Annotated in this window: 18 protein-coding genes and 1 pseudogene; 14 read left to right on the forward strand and 5 right to left on the reverse strand. The window is 39.4% G+C overall.

The genetic code is table 11. The features are described from left to right. The first annotated feature begins 44 nt into the window (after window positions 1-44). The 10 genes from tnpC (HUE98_RS03860) to HUE98_RS03905 all read left to right on the forward strand — a co-directional run bounded on the left by tnpC (HUE98_RS03860) (window position 45) and on the right by HUE98_RS03905 (window position 8,345). Window positions 45-1,619, forward strand: coding sequence for an IS66 family transposase (tnpC, locus tag HUE98_RS03860; protein WP_241420449.1), 1,575 nt, complete (start codon window positions 45-47; stop codon window positions 1,617-1,619). Window positions 1,620-2,063: 444 nt separating this feature from the next. Beyond that, a complete protein-coding gene (locus HUE98_RS03865) occupies window positions 2,064-3,023 on the forward strand; it encodes a tyrosine-type recombinase/integrase (RefSeq protein WP_241422556.1) in 960 nt (319 codons plus the stop codon). A 145-nt stretch (window positions 3,024-3,168) separates the two neighbouring features. Then, entirely contained in the window at window positions 3,169-3,810 is a 642-nt protein-coding gene (locus tag HUE98_RS03870; protein ID WP_241422557.1) for a CPBP family glutamic-type intramembrane protease, read from the forward strand. A gap of 741 nt (window positions 3,811-4,551) precedes the next feature. After that, window positions 4,552-5,088, forward strand: a complete 537-nt coding sequence (locus tag HUE98_RS03875; protein WP_241422558.1) for a hypothetical protein — start codon at window positions 4,552-4,554, stop codon at window positions 5,086-5,088. Window positions 5,089-5,344: 256 nt separating this feature from the next. Further along, window positions 5,345-5,569 carry a hypothetical protein gene (locus tag HUE98_RS03880; RefSeq protein WP_241422559.1) on the forward strand — a complete coding sequence of 75 codons (225 nt, stop codon included), beginning with the start codon at window positions 5,345-5,347 and terminating at the stop codon, window positions 5,567-5,569. Continuing rightward, window positions 5,542-6,006, forward strand: coding sequence for a hypothetical protein (locus HUE98_RS03885; RefSeq protein WP_241422560.1), 465 nt, complete (start codon window positions 5,542-5,544; stop codon window positions 6,004-6,006). Before HUE98_RS03880 ends, HUE98_RS03885 begins: the two co-directional genes overlap by 28 nt. Window positions 6,007-6,308: 302 nt before the next feature. After that, window positions 6,309-6,710: a type VII toxin-antitoxin system MntA family adenylyltransferase antitoxin gene (gene mntA / locus HUE98_RS03890; protein WP_241422561.1), complete on the forward strand. Its 402-nt coding sequence runs from the start codon at window positions 6,309-6,311 to the stop codon at window positions 6,708-6,710. Then, window positions 6,703-7,119: a type VII toxin-antitoxin system HepT family RNase toxin gene (gene hepT, locus HUE98_RS03895; RefSeq protein ID WP_241422562.1), complete on the forward strand. Its 417-nt coding sequence runs from the start codon at window positions 6,703-6,705 to the stop codon at window positions 7,117-7,119. Before mntA ends, hepT begins: the two co-directional genes overlap by 8 nt. Window positions 7,120-7,153: 34 nt before the next feature. Further along, a complete protein-coding gene (locus tag HUE98_RS03900; protein ID WP_241422563.1) occupies window positions 7,154-7,855 on the forward strand; it encodes a CPBP family glutamic-type intramembrane protease in 702 nt (233 codons plus the stop codon). Between the two features lies 1 nt (window position 7,856). Further along, window positions 7,857-8,345, forward strand: coding sequence for a GNAT family N-acetyltransferase (locus HUE98_RS03905; RefSeq protein ID WP_241422564.1), 489 nt, complete (start codon window positions 7,857-7,859; stop codon window positions 8,343-8,345). A 266-nt stretch (window positions 8,346-8,611) separates the two neighbouring features. On the opposite strand, the gene HUE98_RS03910 is transcribed toward HUE98_RS03905, so the two are convergent. From HUE98_RS03910 to tnpA, 5 genes are all read right to left on the reverse strand, one after another. Continuing rightward, window positions 8,612-9,040 carry a PIN domain-containing protein gene (locus HUE98_RS03910; protein WP_241422565.1) on the reverse strand — a complete coding sequence of 143 codons (429 nt, stop codon included), beginning with the start codon at window positions 9,038-9,040 and terminating at the stop codon, window positions 8,612-8,614. After that, window positions 9,030-9,272, reverse strand: a complete 243-nt coding sequence (locus tag HUE98_RS03915) for a CopG family transcriptional regulator (RefSeq protein ID WP_241422566.1) — start codon at window positions 9,270-9,272, stop codon at window positions 9,030-9,032. The genes HUE98_RS03910 and HUE98_RS03915 overlap by 11 nt, the downstream gene beginning before the upstream one ends. A 462-nt stretch (window positions 9,273-9,734) precedes the next feature. Next, window positions 9,735-11,273, reverse strand: a complete 1,539-nt coding sequence (tnpC, locus tag HUE98_RS03920) for an IS66 family transposase (RefSeq protein WP_241420425.1) — start codon at window positions 11,271-11,273, stop codon at window positions 9,735-9,737. Window positions 11,274-11,369: 96 nt separating this feature from the next. Continuing rightward, window positions 11,370-11,726, reverse strand: coding sequence for an IS66 family insertion sequence element accessory protein TnpB (gene tnpB / locus HUE98_RS03925; RefSeq protein WP_241420424.1), 357 nt, complete (start codon window positions 11,724-11,726; stop codon window positions 11,370-11,372). Further along, a complete protein-coding gene (gene tnpA / locus HUE98_RS03930) occupies window positions 11,716-12,072 on the reverse strand; it encodes an IS66 family insertion sequence element accessory protein TnpA (RefSeq protein WP_241420423.1) in 357 nt (118 codons plus the stop codon). Before tnpA ends, tnpB begins: the two co-directional genes overlap by 11 nt. A 109-nt stretch (window positions 12,073-12,181) precedes the next feature. On the opposite strand from tnpA, the pseudogene HUE98_RS03935 reads away from it, so the two are divergent. The 4 genes and pseudogenes from HUE98_RS03935 to HUE98_RS03950 form a co-directional block, all read left to right on the forward strand. Further along, window positions 12,182-12,613, forward strand: a pseudogene (locus tag HUE98_RS03935) (MFS transporter); the annotation flags it as partial. Beyond that, on the forward strand, window positions 12,614-13,891 hold the full coding sequence (locus HUE98_RS03940) for a HelD family protein (RefSeq protein ID WP_241422567.1): 1,278 nt from the start codon (window positions 12,614-12,616) through the stop codon (window positions 13,889-13,891). A 35-nt stretch (window positions 13,892-13,926) separates the two neighbouring features. Beyond that, a complete protein-coding gene (locus HUE98_RS03945; RefSeq protein ID WP_241422568.1) occupies window positions 13,927-14,421 on the forward strand; it encodes an ATP-binding domain-containing protein in 495 nt (164 codons plus the stop codon). Window positions 14,422-14,594: 173 nt separating this feature from the next. Beyond that, window positions 14,595-15,038, forward strand: a complete 444-nt coding sequence (locus tag HUE98_RS03950; RefSeq protein WP_241422569.1) for a PPC domain-containing DNA-binding protein — start codon at window positions 14,595-14,597, stop codon at window positions 15,036-15,038. Window positions 15,039-15,116: the final 78 nt, after the last annotated feature.

Raw genomic sequence — 15,116 nt, forward strand, 5'->3', positions numbered from 1 at the left:
GTTTTTAGGAGGAATTAGCCTTATATTAGTCGAATTAATAATATATGAAAACAAAACCTAAAAATACCGCCAATTCTATAGATTACTATCAAAAACGCTGCGAAGAACTGGAAAAAGAAAATGCCGAGCTTAATGCCAAGGTAAACTGGTTTTTAGAACAATTTCGGCTCAACAAACAGCGGCAATTCGGATCATCCAGTGAAAAGACCAATCCAGATCAAATGCAGCTTTTTGATGAAGCAGAGGTAGAAGCACAGCCCCTTCTGGCTGAGCCTACAATTGAAACCATTACTTACCAACGACGTAAGAAAAAGAAGGGCCACCGTGAGGCCATGTTAAAAGATCTGCCCGTGGAGACGGTAGAGTACCGCCTGCCAGAAGAAGAGCAAATCTGCTCTTGTGGTCATCCTTTGCACGAGATGAGCACGGAGGTCAGGCAGGAGCTTAAAATCATTCCCGCTCAGGTAAAGGTAGTAAAGCATGTGCGCTATGTCTATTCCTGCCGAAACTGTGAAAAAAATGAGACAAACAACAGTCCTATAGTAACTGCTCCAATGCCTAACCCTGTGCTAAAGGGGAGCCTGGTTTCCCCGTCGTTCATGGCCTACGTTATGAGCCAAAAGTATTTAAATAGCATGCCTCTTTATCGGCAGGAACAGCAGTTTAAGTACCTGGGAATTGAATTATCCCGTCAGACCCTGGCCAACTGGGTGGTCTACGGAGCTGATAAGTGGTTAAAACTTCTATACGACCGTATGCACACTCACCTACTAAATCATGAAGTGCTACAAGCAGACGAAACCACCTTGCAGGTGCTAAAGGAACCGGAACGGCCAGCAGAATCAACTTCATACATGTGGTTGTATCGAACCGGTCGGGAAGGGCCGTCCATCGTCCTCTATGACTACCAAGAGACACGGGCCAAGGTCCATCCCCACAAGTTCCTTTCCGGTTTCAAAGGTTATCTGCAGGTTGATGGCTACGCTGGCTACAACGGTTTATCGGACGTTACCCTAGTCGGTTGTTTGAGCCACGCAAGACGGAAATTTGATGAGACGCTTAAGGCTCTGCCTAAGTCCAAAAAAAATGCTGAAGTAGCAGCAAAGAAAGGCCTGGACTTTTGCAACCGCCTATTTGCTATTGAACGTGATTTAAGCGAAAAAACCTTTGATGAACGTTATGAAAAACGCCTGGAGCGCAGCCGTCCTGTGCTGGATGCTTTTTTAGCATGGCTTAATCAACAAAAACCGCAGGTGCTCCCAAAAAGCTCTTTCGGTCAAGCTATTAATTACTGCCTAAACCAGTGGGATAAGCTTGAAGCTTTTATGCTGGATGGTCGCCTGGATATTGATAATAATCGTGCTGAGCGCTCCATCAAGCCTTTTGTAATCGGAAGAAAAAACTTCTTATTTGCTAATACCCCCCGGGGGGCTAAGTCCAGTGCTACTATCTACAGTGTCGTTGAAACGGCCAAGGAAAATGGATTAAATCCCTTTAATTACTTGAACTATTTGTTTGAGAAACTGCCTAACATAGATATTGAAAAACAGAATATTCTGGATCAACTGTTACCATGGTCTGATACTTTACCTGATAGTTGCCGGTTAAAAAATAGGTAGTTTAAATACCCTGCCTTAATTAAGGTGGGGATTATTTTACGCTTACATTTTTAAAATCTATATTTTCCTGCCTGTTTTGATTTTTTGAAATACTATATCTATTTTCTCTAACACAATCTTTTATAGTATCCAAAACAGAACAAATCTGTTTTCTCGTATAGTTCTGATTATAATGCTGACTCATTGCATCACCTCAATATAATGCAATGATACTATATTTTATGCATCATGTCAAATATTATGCATTAATAAGTTCTTTTTTTGAAGCAGGCAATTCACTTTTTGATGAAATGAAGGCAACAAACCTGCCTCTGATGCATGCAATAATATCAAGAATACATCACTGGTGAATATTTTTAAATTTTAAATTATGACATTATTGCGACAAACAAATGTTTGCATTTAGTTTCAACATATGTTATAATATTCCAGGGGTGAAAAGGTATGTTGATCGGATATTGCATTGAGGATTTCTTAAATTACTTAGAAGTGGAGCGGGGCTCAAGTCCCAATACTATTGAAGGGTATGCGGTTGACCTGGGTTTGTTCCTATCTTTTCTTAAGCAAAATGACCTGCCATTGAATGCCGAAGACATTACAGTACAGCATTTGAGGCAGTTTCTTGTTTATCTGAAGAAGGAAAGGGGTAATGCACCGGTAACTGTTAAAAGAAAAGTATCCACTATAAAATCTCTTTACAACTTTATTTGCCGGGAGAGAATTTATGGGATAGATTATAATCCGGCAATTCAGCTGGCAACTATTAAAACCTGCCGCAAGCTTCCACAGATTTTAAGCCTGGAGGAATGTAAAACATTTTTAAAAGGAATTAAACAGGTAAGTCTTTTTCCAGAGAGGGATTATGCTATGTTTCTATTGTTTTTACAGAGCGGCTGCCGTCTGTTGGAACTAAAGATGATGAAATTATCAGATCTTAACTTAAAGGAAAAAACCGTACGCTTTCTAGGAAAGGGAAATAAGGAAAGAATAGTGCCTTTAACAGGGGATACCTGCCGGTCGCTACAGGGCTACCTCGATGTCAGGCGTCCCAAGGTAGAAACAGATTATTTGTTTTTAAGCACCCATGGAAAACCTATTTCCAAAAGAGGAATCCAGCAAAATTTTCGAGACATGGCAGAAAAAACAGGGGTTTACCGTCCCGGTTTGAGCGTCCACAAGCTTCGGCATACTTCACTAACATTACTCTTAAAAGAGGGTGTGGATATCCGCTGTTTGCAGGAAATCGCCGGACATGCGGATATTTCTACGACCCAGGTTTACACTCATGTAGCCGGGGAAGATATTCGAAAGCAGATGGAAAAGCACCCGTTAGCAGTAATAGATAGTGATACGGAAAGCCAACTGATTAGAGAGATGGCTTATGAAGTTTACAATGTTTGTTGATGAATATATTACCTTTGCAGTGAAGCTTCTTGGCAAGTAGCACATGCCCGGGACCAGAAGATGGCAGGTAATCATGCTAGTGTACACGCTAGACTCTTTTTAATAAGACTTAAATCAAAAAGGTATAGTAGGAGGAGCGAGCGAATTGAAAACTAAAATTGATGGGGATAAACCCTTGGTGTATTTCTTCATTCTTAGCTTTATTCTCGCTTGGTTGCTTATGTCGATTGGGGTGGTGCAGAACTACGGATTAATACGTTTTTACATACCCTTAGAACCATTCATTATTCTTGGATCCTGGACGCCGAATATTGCAGCATTTTTAGTAATGGGCTTAATTGTTAGAAGGAGAGAGGGTATAAAACACCTGATTCTGGGCTGGGCTAAATGGAAAGTAAGCCCCCTATGGTATCTGGTTACTTTATCACCCGTTTTATTAAGCGTAACCACCCTTGGCATCTATAGAGTATTATACGGTGTCTTTCCAACTACAGAAGTATTTGCAAATCCGACGTTAGTGTTACCGCTGTTATTAATGCTTATTCTAACCGGGGCTACCGGAGAGCAACTGGGTTGGAGGGGTTTTGCACTGCCCTGGCTTCAAACTAAAATGAGTGCTCTGCTTTCCAGTATAGTTTTGGGACTGATCTGGTCCTTCTGGCATATTCCCTTATGGTTTGCCGGAATTGGTCACGAGTCTTTTCCGTTCTGGGCTTACACGATCATCGGTATCTCTTTTTCCATACTGGTTACCTGGGCCTGCACAATACCAGAGGCAGTATGCTGATCGCCAGTTTATTTCACCTCTTTTTAAATTTTGGGGTAAGTATGATTGATCCTATAGCAACTCCATTGCTAGTATTTGTTTTTGCACTATATACCTTGATTATTGTAATGATATTTGGGCCTCGGAAATTATCAAGAACCAATGAACTACCTATTAATAAGGATAAAAAATCATGGGTGATTGAGTAGAAATGCCAATAAGTATATCACACATTTTAAAGCTTTATCCTGCTGGAAGGTGTTTCTCCCTGGAAACACCTTCTACTAATCATATAACTGGTGCCCGAAAGTTTCCGACTATTTCCCCTTGTCAATTTCAAGAAATTGTTTTAATAGCCCTTTGTTGGCGATTCTGAAAATACCGAAGACAGGGGCCGGATCTTCGGGCAATAAATGACAAAACTAGACAATTTACTGCACAGGGATTACGGCAAGTTTGCAGAAATAAGATGTAATTAGAATAATTATCTATTAATTATTCACTTGGAATCAGTGAAGAGTTCGGAGCTAAAATTGTTTTATCTTTTTTAACAAACGTGAAGTTAGTGTTTTAATATTGTGGAACATTTCCGGATAACGCTTTAACACATTAAATTGGTGGGGGACTGGGGATTGCTACCCAATTAGGAGATTCTGCAAATTGCAATAAGGTAAGAGCCTGAATCTCCGGGCATTGCTTGAAAGGAGGTTAGATTAGTGTGGGTTTATAGCTTGTAATACTCACTCACACTAAAGATAAATAATGTTAAAAAGAACAGGAGTGATAGTTTTAACAGTGCTATGCTTTACTTTACTGTTAGCTGTTTGCTTAGCGGGCTGTAATGAAGATAGACCTGCACTGAAAGAGAATGAGGTTTTGCCATTACCTGTGGAAAGATATAAACATCCGATGCAGGTAGAGTATTACGTGCGTGATAATGGAGGCTGGTCTGTTTTTGAGTCAGCTGATATAGATGAGGTTAACTTTATACTGGAAGAATTCAGCAGAGGAAAACCAAATAATTATAATAAAAATATGAAAATTGGTGATATAGAGGTTTCTAAAATGCTGTACGATATGGATTTTCCTTCTGAAGACAATAAAGCATTGATGGTAGCGGTGAGGCGATTAGAGAGTGGATCAGTGCTGCTGGAGTTAAAAGGCAATGAGATATTATTCCAGCAGGAAAATCGTTTTCTGTTGCCTTGGAGTATTGATACAGTAACCACTGTAAAGATTTCTCAAGATTTAAAAGATTTCTTACTGGAGAGATTTTTAAAAACTGAACATTTTCATTAACGAATACTTTTGTAATATTATTGTCCTTTGGGATTTTTTTGAAAGTAATAGGTAATCAAGGGGGATTACATCAACAACACTTTGATATTTTATCCAATTGAACTTTTTTTTGTATTTGGGCCATTGGCTTTTTATGGAGCAGAATTATCTAAATTAATTGAGACATATTATCTTTATAATATGACGTTTGGAGATTAGATAAGTTAGTTTTTGTACGGAAGCTGCAGATTATAATTGTAATGTGGGGGGTGAAAACTTGAAACATCACTACTCTACTTTTAAGAAAATTGGTGCTTATATAGCAGTATTCCTATTAGGGGTGTTGTTATTGCAATTGATGGCTTCTGCTAATATTAAACTCATGGAAGCCAATCAGAGATTGCAAGCCGATAATATGGTAGTGCCTTACCTTATTAGAGCCACAGCTGCTATTTTGATGGGGGTGCTGGTCAAATGGCGTCGTGTCTTAGACATAGCATAAACACACCTGAAAATTCACTACATACAAAAGAAAATTTAAAGATAAATGGTGGAAAAACTTTAGAAGAAGCTATGGATTATTATTTATGGGAGATTAAACCTTCAATGGGTCTTAGGGGAAACTTTTTTACTGGAAGATATAGAATTATTGATACGTTAGAAACTTCTTCAAGCGTAACTGTATTCGCTTGGGTTATCTCTACATGGGTAGACACAAATGGTAATACTGTATCCGAGGGAAGTAGTATATGTGAAATTGGATTTAAAAAAGAAGATAATTTATACATATATGAAAATCATTATTATATAAAAGTTCCTGAGTTTCCTTATGTACCTCAGAAAGTAAGTGATATACTCAGTAATGATGATGGAAAAATTTACAGTGATTTGATGGCAGAAGTAGATAAAGATATCGAAAACTATTTAAATTCACAATAGAGCAAAAAAATAACATCCTATGACAATATAAGGTGCTGTGAATCAAAAGGGGCCTAACCCTGAAATCCCAATTGATGAGCTTACGCTAAAGGGAGGGTCTATGGGAAAGACCCCTCGCAGCGGCGAAGCAGAGCATTAAAAGAAAGTTGGGTAGAGCACTCTTGTAATTATTACCATTGACAAGTATAATTATCATAACTAATGATTGTTTTTTTCATAGTATAGTAATAATTATACCAAAAAGGTAAAGCCCTAATAATTGGTGAACTTTGAAGCTCCATTTATCCTAAAGGTGGAATATTATGTTATCTAAAGAAGAGCTAAATTTATTGAAGAAGATTTTAAAAGAATATCACCAAATAAAAGCAGCATATCTCTTTGGTTCCTTTGCAGAAAGTTTAGAAAATAGATTTAGTGATCTGGATTTAGGGATATTGTTAGAGGATAACTATATTATAGATATTAAACTGGATATTTTAACTGATTTGGCCAATCACAAGTTTTGTAATGTTGATTTAATTATTCTAAATAAGGCATGTGTCTTAACCCGCTTCGAGGTAGTAAAGCATAATAAAATAATATACAAAAAAGATAATTTTAACTCATCGTTATATTATTCCAAAGTCTTTAGAGAATTTCAGGATTTTCGTCATTTGCTTAATATTCAAAGATATTACATGAAGGAGAGATTATTAAATGGTTAACCGGGAGGTACTGTTAAGACGAATTGAAAAAGCTAAAGAATATTTGGATTTCCTATTCAAAATAAAAGATAATTGTAATATAGATGAATTCAAGCAAAATCCAATGGTATATGGCAGTTCAGAGAGATTTTTACATCTAAGTATAGAAGCAATTCTGGACATAGGTACCCATATTATTTCATATGAAAATCTCGGTAAAGTTGAATTTTACAGTGATGTGCCAAAATTGTTAAATCAGCATGGGTACTTGAATAAAGAGCTAACAGACATATATATTAGAATAATTGGTTTTCGCAATATTCTTGTTCATGATTATCTGGAAATAGATTTAGATATAGTGTATAAAGTGCTGCAAAATAACTTGACTGATTTGGAAAAAATACTAAAAGAAATGGCAAAAATATTATGAGGAAAAGAATACCCAAAAGGGTCTGGCCCGCAAATTGAAAACTAAAATTGATGGGGATAAACCCTTGGTGTATTTCTTCATTCTTAGCTTTATTCTCGCCTGGTTGCTTATGTCGATTGGGGTGGTGCAGAACTACGGATTAATACGTTTTTACATACCCTTAGAACCATTCATTATTCTTGGATCCTGGACGCCGAATATTGCAGCATTTTTAGTAATGGGCTTAATCGTTAGAAGGAGAGAGGGTATAAAACACCTGATTCTGGGCTGGGATAAATGGAAAGTAAGCCCCCTATGGTATCTGGTTACTTTATCACCCGTTTTATTAAGCGTTATTACCCTTGGCATCTATAGAGTATTATACGGTGTCTTTCCGACTACAGAAGTATTTGCAAATCCGACGTTAGTGTTACCGCTGTTATTAATGCTTATTCTAACCGGGGCTACCGGAGAGCAACTGGGTTGGAGGGGTTTTGCACTGCCCTGGCTTCAAACTAAAATGAGTGCTCTGTTTTCCAGTATAGTTTTGGGACTGATTTGGTCCTTCTGGCATATTCCCTTATGGTTTGTCGGAATTGGTCACGAGTCTTTTCCGTTCTGGGCTTACACAATCATCGGTATCTCTTTTTCCATACTGTCCGTTGGGATTTTTTTGAAAGAAATTCCCCTTAGTGGTATTACTTCGGATGAGTTGATAGTTTGTTTGCTTTATATTCTTCTTGCTTACGGAGGATAGGATGAGCAAATATCTAATAAGAGAAATAGAGCCTCATGAGTTATCCATACTTGAAGAGATGCTGTATGAGGCTATTTTTCAACCGGATGAGAATAATATTTTACCAAAAGATGTAATCAAACAACCTGAAATCAGTGTTTACATAGAACATTGGGGAAAACTTGATGATTTGTGCCTCGTTGTAGATGTAGACGGTAAAATTATTGGTGCTGTGTGGACTAGAATATTAGCCGGAAAGACAAAAGGCTATGGGAATATAGATGATCAAACACCAGAATTTGCCATATCTTTACTTAAGGAGTATAGAAAAAAAGGTATTGGAACTGATTTAATGACAAAGATGATAAACAAGCTAAAAGAACATGGGTATAAGCAGACATCTTTGAGTGTAGCAAAGGATAACTATGCTGTAAAAATGTACAAGAATCTTGGCTTTGAGGTTATTGCAGAGAAAGAAAATGATTATTTAATGTTACTTAAGTTAAATTAAGAAATGAATGGCTGGTAAATATTTTTAAGATGTAACATTATTAAAGCAAACAAAAGTTTGCATTACGTCTCAACATATGTTATAAAGGGTGATAATGATCTGTTAAATTTAAATGAATATCAAGGAATTAAAATTATAATGCCTGCTGGTTTTTTTAAATATTATCATTTAAGCGAGAAGACTCCTACCTCCGCTATTGCTTAGAGGAAGGGGTTTTCTCGCTTAAATGATAAAAAGAGAAGCCTCCGGTATTGTTCGGAGGATGTTTACTCACTAAACGGACTTATTACTTTTATCTCTTCATATATCTGGTTATGATTCAAATCTTCTGTCCAAATAATTTTGCAGTTCATTTTTTTAGCACTATTTACTATCATCGCGTCCCAAAAGGATATCTGGTTTCTTTTTTGTATTTTAATAGCTTCTAAAACGTCGTTAGTTTCTGGTATATGATGATTCCAGTTACTTAAATCAGCGATTATTTGAGATGCTGTTTCAAATGACAATGGATTTGCAATTTTTTGAACAACAGTTACGTAAAACTCCTGCATAACCTGGATACTTAAGCATCCGTTACGGGACTCCCAAAGATGAATTAACAGGTTTGTTGCGGCGGCTTGTTTTATTTTATTGGCATTATTGTATGCATAGACAAATATATTAGTATCTACAAATTCCTTACCTTCAGCGGTCATATAATTCATCTCTTTTCCAGTCAGTTTTATTTTCTATTCCCATGTCAAAACCTTCTTTTAATAGATGTAGTTGTGCAGCTTTAGCTTTTTGATAATCATCTTCTTTGGCAGCAATCAGTATCAGTTGTTCAGTTAACAGCTTAGAAACAGATGTGTTTTTCTCTACAGCGATATGTTTTATTTTTTTCAGCACGTTTTTTGGGATAGATAGAGTTATATTTTGATTATTCACCTAAAATCACCTCCACGTAAATAAGTGTATCACAAAAATTAGTGAATATCAATTCTATGTTTAAATGTTCAATGCCTCCTATCAGAAAAAGAGAATATTAAAGAAATTATAACCAGTATGGGATGAACTATGGGAAGAATTAGATGGGAGTAGGCCAGGGCTGAGATCGGTTATTTTTGGAAGGGGCGAGCCCAAAAGAGTGCGTATCACCGGTCAAGTTACTTGAGGAGAGTTTACTTTTATGTTATAGTGAAAAGGCATTTTTGAGAAAAGAGGATAGAAAATGTATCAAAAAACAGCGGGCTTTGCCTTTACTATAAATGCGCTGATTTTTTTCTTTCAGGCCTTAACCAAATCTATATACCCGCCTCTTATTTTGCCGTTAAGGGGTAAGCGTCTAATAAGTCAGTGGATATAAAAAAAGCAAAAACTAGTGTAAACTAAGTTTTTGCCTCTTTTTCTTTACTTGCAGTTTTCCTGGACATCCTGACTCCATGGAAGATAATCTTCAAGGAACTCTGGATGTTGCCCAAACTGTACGCCTGGAAGCTCGCTAAAGATGAAATATAGGTATTTGTATGGATTTAGGCCATTAGCCTTGGCACTTTCAATGATACTGTAAACGGCTGCACTTGCTGCAGCTCCTTTAGGGCTTCCGCTGAAAAGCCAGTTCTTTCGTCCAATAGTGAAGGGACGGATACTGTTTTCTGCCAGGTTGTTGGAAATAGAGCAGCTACCATCCTTAAGATAATTCGTTAGCTCCTTCTTATGGTTTAGGGCATAGTTCAAGGCTTCGCTCAATTTGGATTTGGGAAGCACCTTTTTCTTTGTGGAATAAATCCACGCCCAAAAGGCCTCCAAAACAGGCTTTTCCTGCTTCAGACGCTCTACTTTGCGCTGTTCACTTGGTAGCTTCTCGAGATTTTTTTCAATCTCAAAAAGTTTGTTGCAGTAGGCAATGCCTTGGCTTGAAAAGGTAGCTTCAGGTCGATGGGCATCTTTGGGAAGTGCATCGACAAACTTCCTTCTGACATGTGCCCAGCACAGGCATCTTATGATTCCTGGAATCTTTTTGTACCCAGAGTATGCATCCGAGTGGAGATACCCTTCATAGTCTTTCAGGAACTCCTGCGGGTACTTGCCGCTCCTTCCCGGTTGATACTCGAAGATCCGGATGGGGTGTTTGGCATGCTGGCCAGAACTGTATAACCACATGTAGGAATCTGTTGTGTTCTTGCGCCCCACTTCGTTCATTACTTGCACGGGCGTTTCATCTGCATGTATATAATGCTCCTGCATCAGCTTTTGGTGCATCAGCTCCACCAAAGGACGCAACCAGTCACGGGATGCAGCCAGAATCCAATTGGACATGGTAGCGCGGCTTAGGTTCACACCAAGTGTCTTCCATTCCTTTTCCTGCCGATAAAGGGGAAGGGCATTGACGAATTTCTGATGCATAACCCAAGCCACTGTAGATGGAGACGCCATGGAATGCTGAATTACCGGATAAGGCATCGGCGACTTCTCCATGTATGGTTTTCCATCTTTACGACAGGTTCGGCACTCGAAGGTTTCACGGTAATAATCAATGACCCTGACTTTGGCAGGAATATACTCAACTTCGGTGCGGATAAATTCTTCACCAACTGATAAAAGAGTGGTGTCACATTCTTCACAGAAGCGATCTTCTTCAGCAAGAGTGCAGAGGCGTTTATCGCGAGGGATATCTTTCAATAGCTCCATTCGCTGTCCCTTAAATTTCTTTCTTCGATAACCCTGCACTTCCTTAAGGTCAGGTTCTGGGGCCTTCGGATTCGCTTCTATTTCTGCCTCATCAAAAAGAGACATCTGTCCCGTGGGTAGGGACGATGTCTTCTCAGAGCTTTTCCCGAAAAGTTTACGTGTCAGATACTCGACTGTATCGTGGAGCTTTTTGTTTTCCTGCTCCAGTTGGGATATACGGTTTTCTAATTTTTCTAACAACTGCTCGGATGCGCTCATAAATGATGGTTTCCTTTGGTATTTTTACTATATTTAGTATAGCATAAAAACGTCCAGAAAGCCAGTGTTTATGGGCATTCTTAGCACTTTTTTTAGTTAAAAACCACCCTCTATCTTAACTTTTTTTACGGCCTTTGGTTGGTCAATGGAAAGTCCCTCCAAGAGCCACCGAAGCTCCTGATTTGTAATAGAACGAACTGCTTCGGCGTTCATTGGCCACTGGAACTTTCCGTTTTCTAATCGCTTGTACAGGAGCACGAATCCATCTTCTTCCCAGTAGAGTGCTTTGATTCGATCGCGGCGCCGGCCACAGAAGAGAAACAAACTGTTCTGAAAGGGATTTAACTGAAAGTTTTGTTGGACGATAGCAGCAAGTCCATCAATTGCCTTTCTCATGTCAGTATAACCACAAGCAATATATATTTTCTCGGCTTTGGAGATATCACCGAACATTTTGTAGTGCCCTTAAGGTATTTTCGATTAACGTCGTGGATGCATTGTTGCGAAGCTCCAATGTAACAGAACCAAACCGCAGAATAATTTGTGAAGTCGACTCTGAAACTGGACCGTCTGCATTTGCTGGAATGTTTACTGGTACGATTGAACTATTTTCTTCAAGAGATGGGATGGCTTCGCATGCCGCCTCACGTACTTTCCGCAACCAATAGTAGTAAGTTTTTGGGTTGATGTCATGGTCAGCGCACCATACCTTGACGGTTTGTCCACTGCTGCGACATTCGCGGATAATTTGAGTCCATTGATTCAGCCGGTACTTTCTAGTAACTTCCCTGGTGTTCAACTCTAAACCTCCTTTTGGAGTTTTTCGACCTGGTCGAAAAACTCTACAAATTCTAATTTAGAGAATTGTCTCATATTACTAGGGAAGTTACCATACACCGACTTATTGGGCGCTTACGTTAAGGGAAGCACTTGGCATTGATAACGCAGCCGTAGGTTTTTTGGTAACCCTTGTGTTTTTTGGATACGCATTAGCCCGCTATCCTTCCGGAGTAATGGCGGATAAATGGGGCTGCACCAAGACAATAATTATTGGGAGCCTGGCTATGGCTGTCTCATTTCTGGCGGTAGCTTTTTCCCGCAGCTTTTTCATTATTGCCTTGTTTACATTTTTACTGGGAGTAAGCAGTGGCCTTTATGTTACCGCCGGATATACGTTAGCCGTGCTTATCGGGACAAAACACCGTGCATCCTTAGCCACCGCCGCTTTTGAATCCTTTGGAATGGTGGCAGGGATTATTTCCCCTTTTCTGGTCTCCTTTTTTGTGCTTTATTTAAACTGGCCCTGGCTGTTTATAGTTCTTGGCGCGGCACTTTTCTAGTTGAGTGACTTTTTTGATGTGGAAATAACCACCAGTGATGAAATGCTGCAGGAGACTCTTCGGGGCAGCGCAGATCACCGTCTCAAAGATATTGTGGCCACTATTCAGTCGGAGCAAAATAAGATAATCCGGGCGAACCTGGAAAAACCTCTGATTGTACAGGGGGTGGCCGGTAGTGGTAAAACCACCATAGCCTTACATAGAATAGCGTATTTAATCTATACCTATGAAAAAACCTTTAAACCTGAAAATTTTATGATTATCGCGCCCAACAAAGTTTTTTTAAATTATATTTCAGATGTACTGCCGGAGCTTAGCGTGGAAGAGGCAAGACAGACTACTTTTGCGGAGTTTTGTTTTGATTTGCTTAATATAAAAAGCAAATTGACTAGACAGGAAGAAAAGTTAACCATTTTGATGGATGACCAAAAACAGTCGGAAAAGCAAAGGGAATTGATTGAATGGGCTTCGTTCTTTAAAGGTTCAATGACTTTTCGAAAGCTTATTGACAATTACCTGGTTCAAATTCAGCGGGAAATGCTGCCGCAGGAGGATGTCCTGTTGGATGTATTCCCTCTAATGACAGCACAAGAAGTAGAAGATAATTTCATTTATGAGTATGCTTACCTTCCCATTTATAAAAGGTTGGAGCAGATAAAAAAGAAATTATCTTTCCGAATAAGGCATAAGAAAAAGGAATTCATTAAATCTGTATCTGATGACTATGAGCAAAAAATTAAAACAGCCAGATTTTCAGCGGAGGACGAGGATGAGGCCCGGCAAAAGGCTGTATCCTTAATGTCTAAGCGGGATGAAATTTTAGTACGCATCGAAAAAGCTGCCAGAAATCTGGCGGCCAGCTATATCAAAAAGTTTAAAAAGAGTGATACCCTGTCGTGTTATAAAAAACTAATCACTGATCCAGATATGCTTCAATCATATTCGCCGGAGGTTCTTGACAGTGAGAAAGTGCGTTACTTGTGTAAGGCGTCGGAAACATATCTTAAGGAAAAGAAGCTGGAGCCGGAAGACCTGGCGGCACTTCTTTACTTGAAGTCTAAGCTGGAGGGGTTTAGGGATAAGGTGACATGCAGGTATGTAGTAATTGACGAAGCACAGGATTTCAGCCTGTTTCAATTTTATGTATTAAAGCACGTGTTGGACACAGAGAACTTTACTATCTTGGGTGATTTATCCCAGGGGATTTATGCTTATCGTGGGGTTTATAGCTGGCAGGATGTAGAAGAGCAAATTTTTTTGGCCAGGCGACATGCCTGACCCTGCGGCAGAGTTATCGGACAACCATTGAGATTATGGAACTGACCAATCAGATATTACAGCAAGGTATGGGAACCGACATGGTTTTGGCGGAGCCGGTGGTGAGGCATGGTAGTGAACCGGAAGTTAAGACTTATATGAAAACAAATGAACTGGCAACGGCGGCCATTGATAAGATAAATGCATTGCGCCGGGAAGGATGTTCTTCCGTTGCCATAATCGGGAAAACATTACAGGAGTGTAAAAAGATAAAAAAGCTTTTGGAAAAACAAGGCCTTGCTGGGCTTACCCTCCTTACCGGCGATGAAGACAGCTACCAGGCCGGTGTAATGATTGTGCCCTCCTATGCAGCTAAAGGCCTGGAGTTTGACGGGGTGCTGATAGTCACCATAGAAGCTAAGTATCACAAAAATGAATTGGATGCAAAGCTCCTCTATGTGGCTGTGACCCGGGCTATGCACAGCCTTGTTGTTTATGCAATGGAAAATACCATAGCTTTCACGAAATTAGAGGGTTTGAGCTCAACATAGCAGAAACACAATATAAATGCCAACGGAGGGTGGAAACGGTATATTTTAATGAACTTTACCAAAAAGCAGTATGAGATGCTTTTGCTGGTAACTGGCTGATTAATAGTCACAGGCTCTAGGATGAGCGGTTGGATAATTATGAACAATTAGAATATAAATTTAGAGGAGAAATTATGAATTATACTGAAGCTGAATTGGGAAGGATATTTATACTGCGGTTGGAACATGGTGACAAAATACCTGATATTATTGAGGAGTTTGCCGAAAATCAGGGAATAAAAGGGGCGCTGGTATTCTTTTTGGGAGGAGCTGAAAAGGGCAGCAGAGTAGTGGTGGGGCCGAAAGATGGAAAAGAAGCAAAACCTGTACCCATGCTTACAATGCTGAAAGATGTCAGCGAGGCACTGGGAACCGGTACATTGTTTGCGAATCAAGAGGGTAAACTTAAACTGCACCTGCATTCCGCTTTTGGTAGGGAGAGGGATACCGTAACGGGCTGTACCCGACAGGGAGTGGAAGTATGGCAAATAGGAGAGGCTGTAATACTGGAATTGACGGGCAGTTCTGCCTGCAGAAAAGTGGACCCGGAAACAGGGTTTGAGCTGTTGGAAGTATAACAGCTCCTTTTTGCTGTCAGTTCTCACAACTTTAAAAGCACTAAAGTACTCCCACAGGCTGCTAGGGGGATGACTATT

The sequence above is a fragment of the Candidatus Contubernalis alkalaceticus genome (assembly GCF_022558445.1).
Classification (GTDB): Bacteria; Bacillota; Dethiobacteria; order SKNC01; family SKNC01; genus Contubernalis; species Contubernalis alkaliaceticus.

Coding starts and splice junctions, on each gene's coding strand:
- tnpC (WP_241420449.1), top strand. CDS start 45: ATGAAAACAAAACCTAAAAATACCGCCAATTCTATAGATTACTATCAA.
- HUE98_RS03865 (WP_241422556.1), top strand. CDS start 2,064: ATGTTGATCGGATATTGCATTGAGGATTTCTTAAATTACTTAGAAGTG.
- HUE98_RS03875 (WP_241422558.1), top strand. CDS start 4,552: ATGTTAAAAAGAACAGGAGTGATAGTTTTAACAGTGCTATGCTTTACT.
- HUE98_RS03885 (WP_241422560.1), top strand. CDS start 5,542: ATGGCGTCGTGTCTTAGACATAGCATAAACACACCTGAAAATTCACTA.
- mntA (WP_241422561.1), top strand. CDS start 6,309: ATGTTATCTAAAGAAGAGCTAAATTTATTGAAGAAGATTTTAAAAGAA.
- hepT (WP_241422562.1), top strand. CDS start 6,703: ATGGTTAACCGGGAGGTACTGTTAAGACGAATTGAAAAAGCTAAAGAA.
- HUE98_RS03905 (WP_241422564.1), top strand. CDS start 7,857: ATGAGCAAATATCTAATAAGAGAAATAGAGCCTCATGAGTTATCCATA.
- HUE98_RS03910 (WP_241422565.1), bottom strand. CDS start 9,040: ATGACCGCTGAAGGTAAGGAATTTGTAGATACTAATATATTTGTCTAT.
- tnpC (WP_241420425.1), bottom strand. CDS start 11,273: ATGAGCGCATCCGAGCAGTTGTTAGAAAAATTAGAAAACCGTATATCC.
- tnpB (WP_241420424.1), bottom strand. CDS start 11,726: ATGTTCGGTGATATCTCCAAAGCCGAGAAAATATATATTGCTTGTGGT.
- HUE98_RS03945 (WP_241422568.1), top strand. CDS start 13,927: ATGGAACTGACCAATCAGATATTACAGCAAGGTATGGGAACCGACATG.
- HUE98_RS03950 (WP_241422569.1), top strand. CDS start 14,595: ATGAATTATACTGAAGCTGAATTGGGAAGGATATTTATACTGCGGTTG.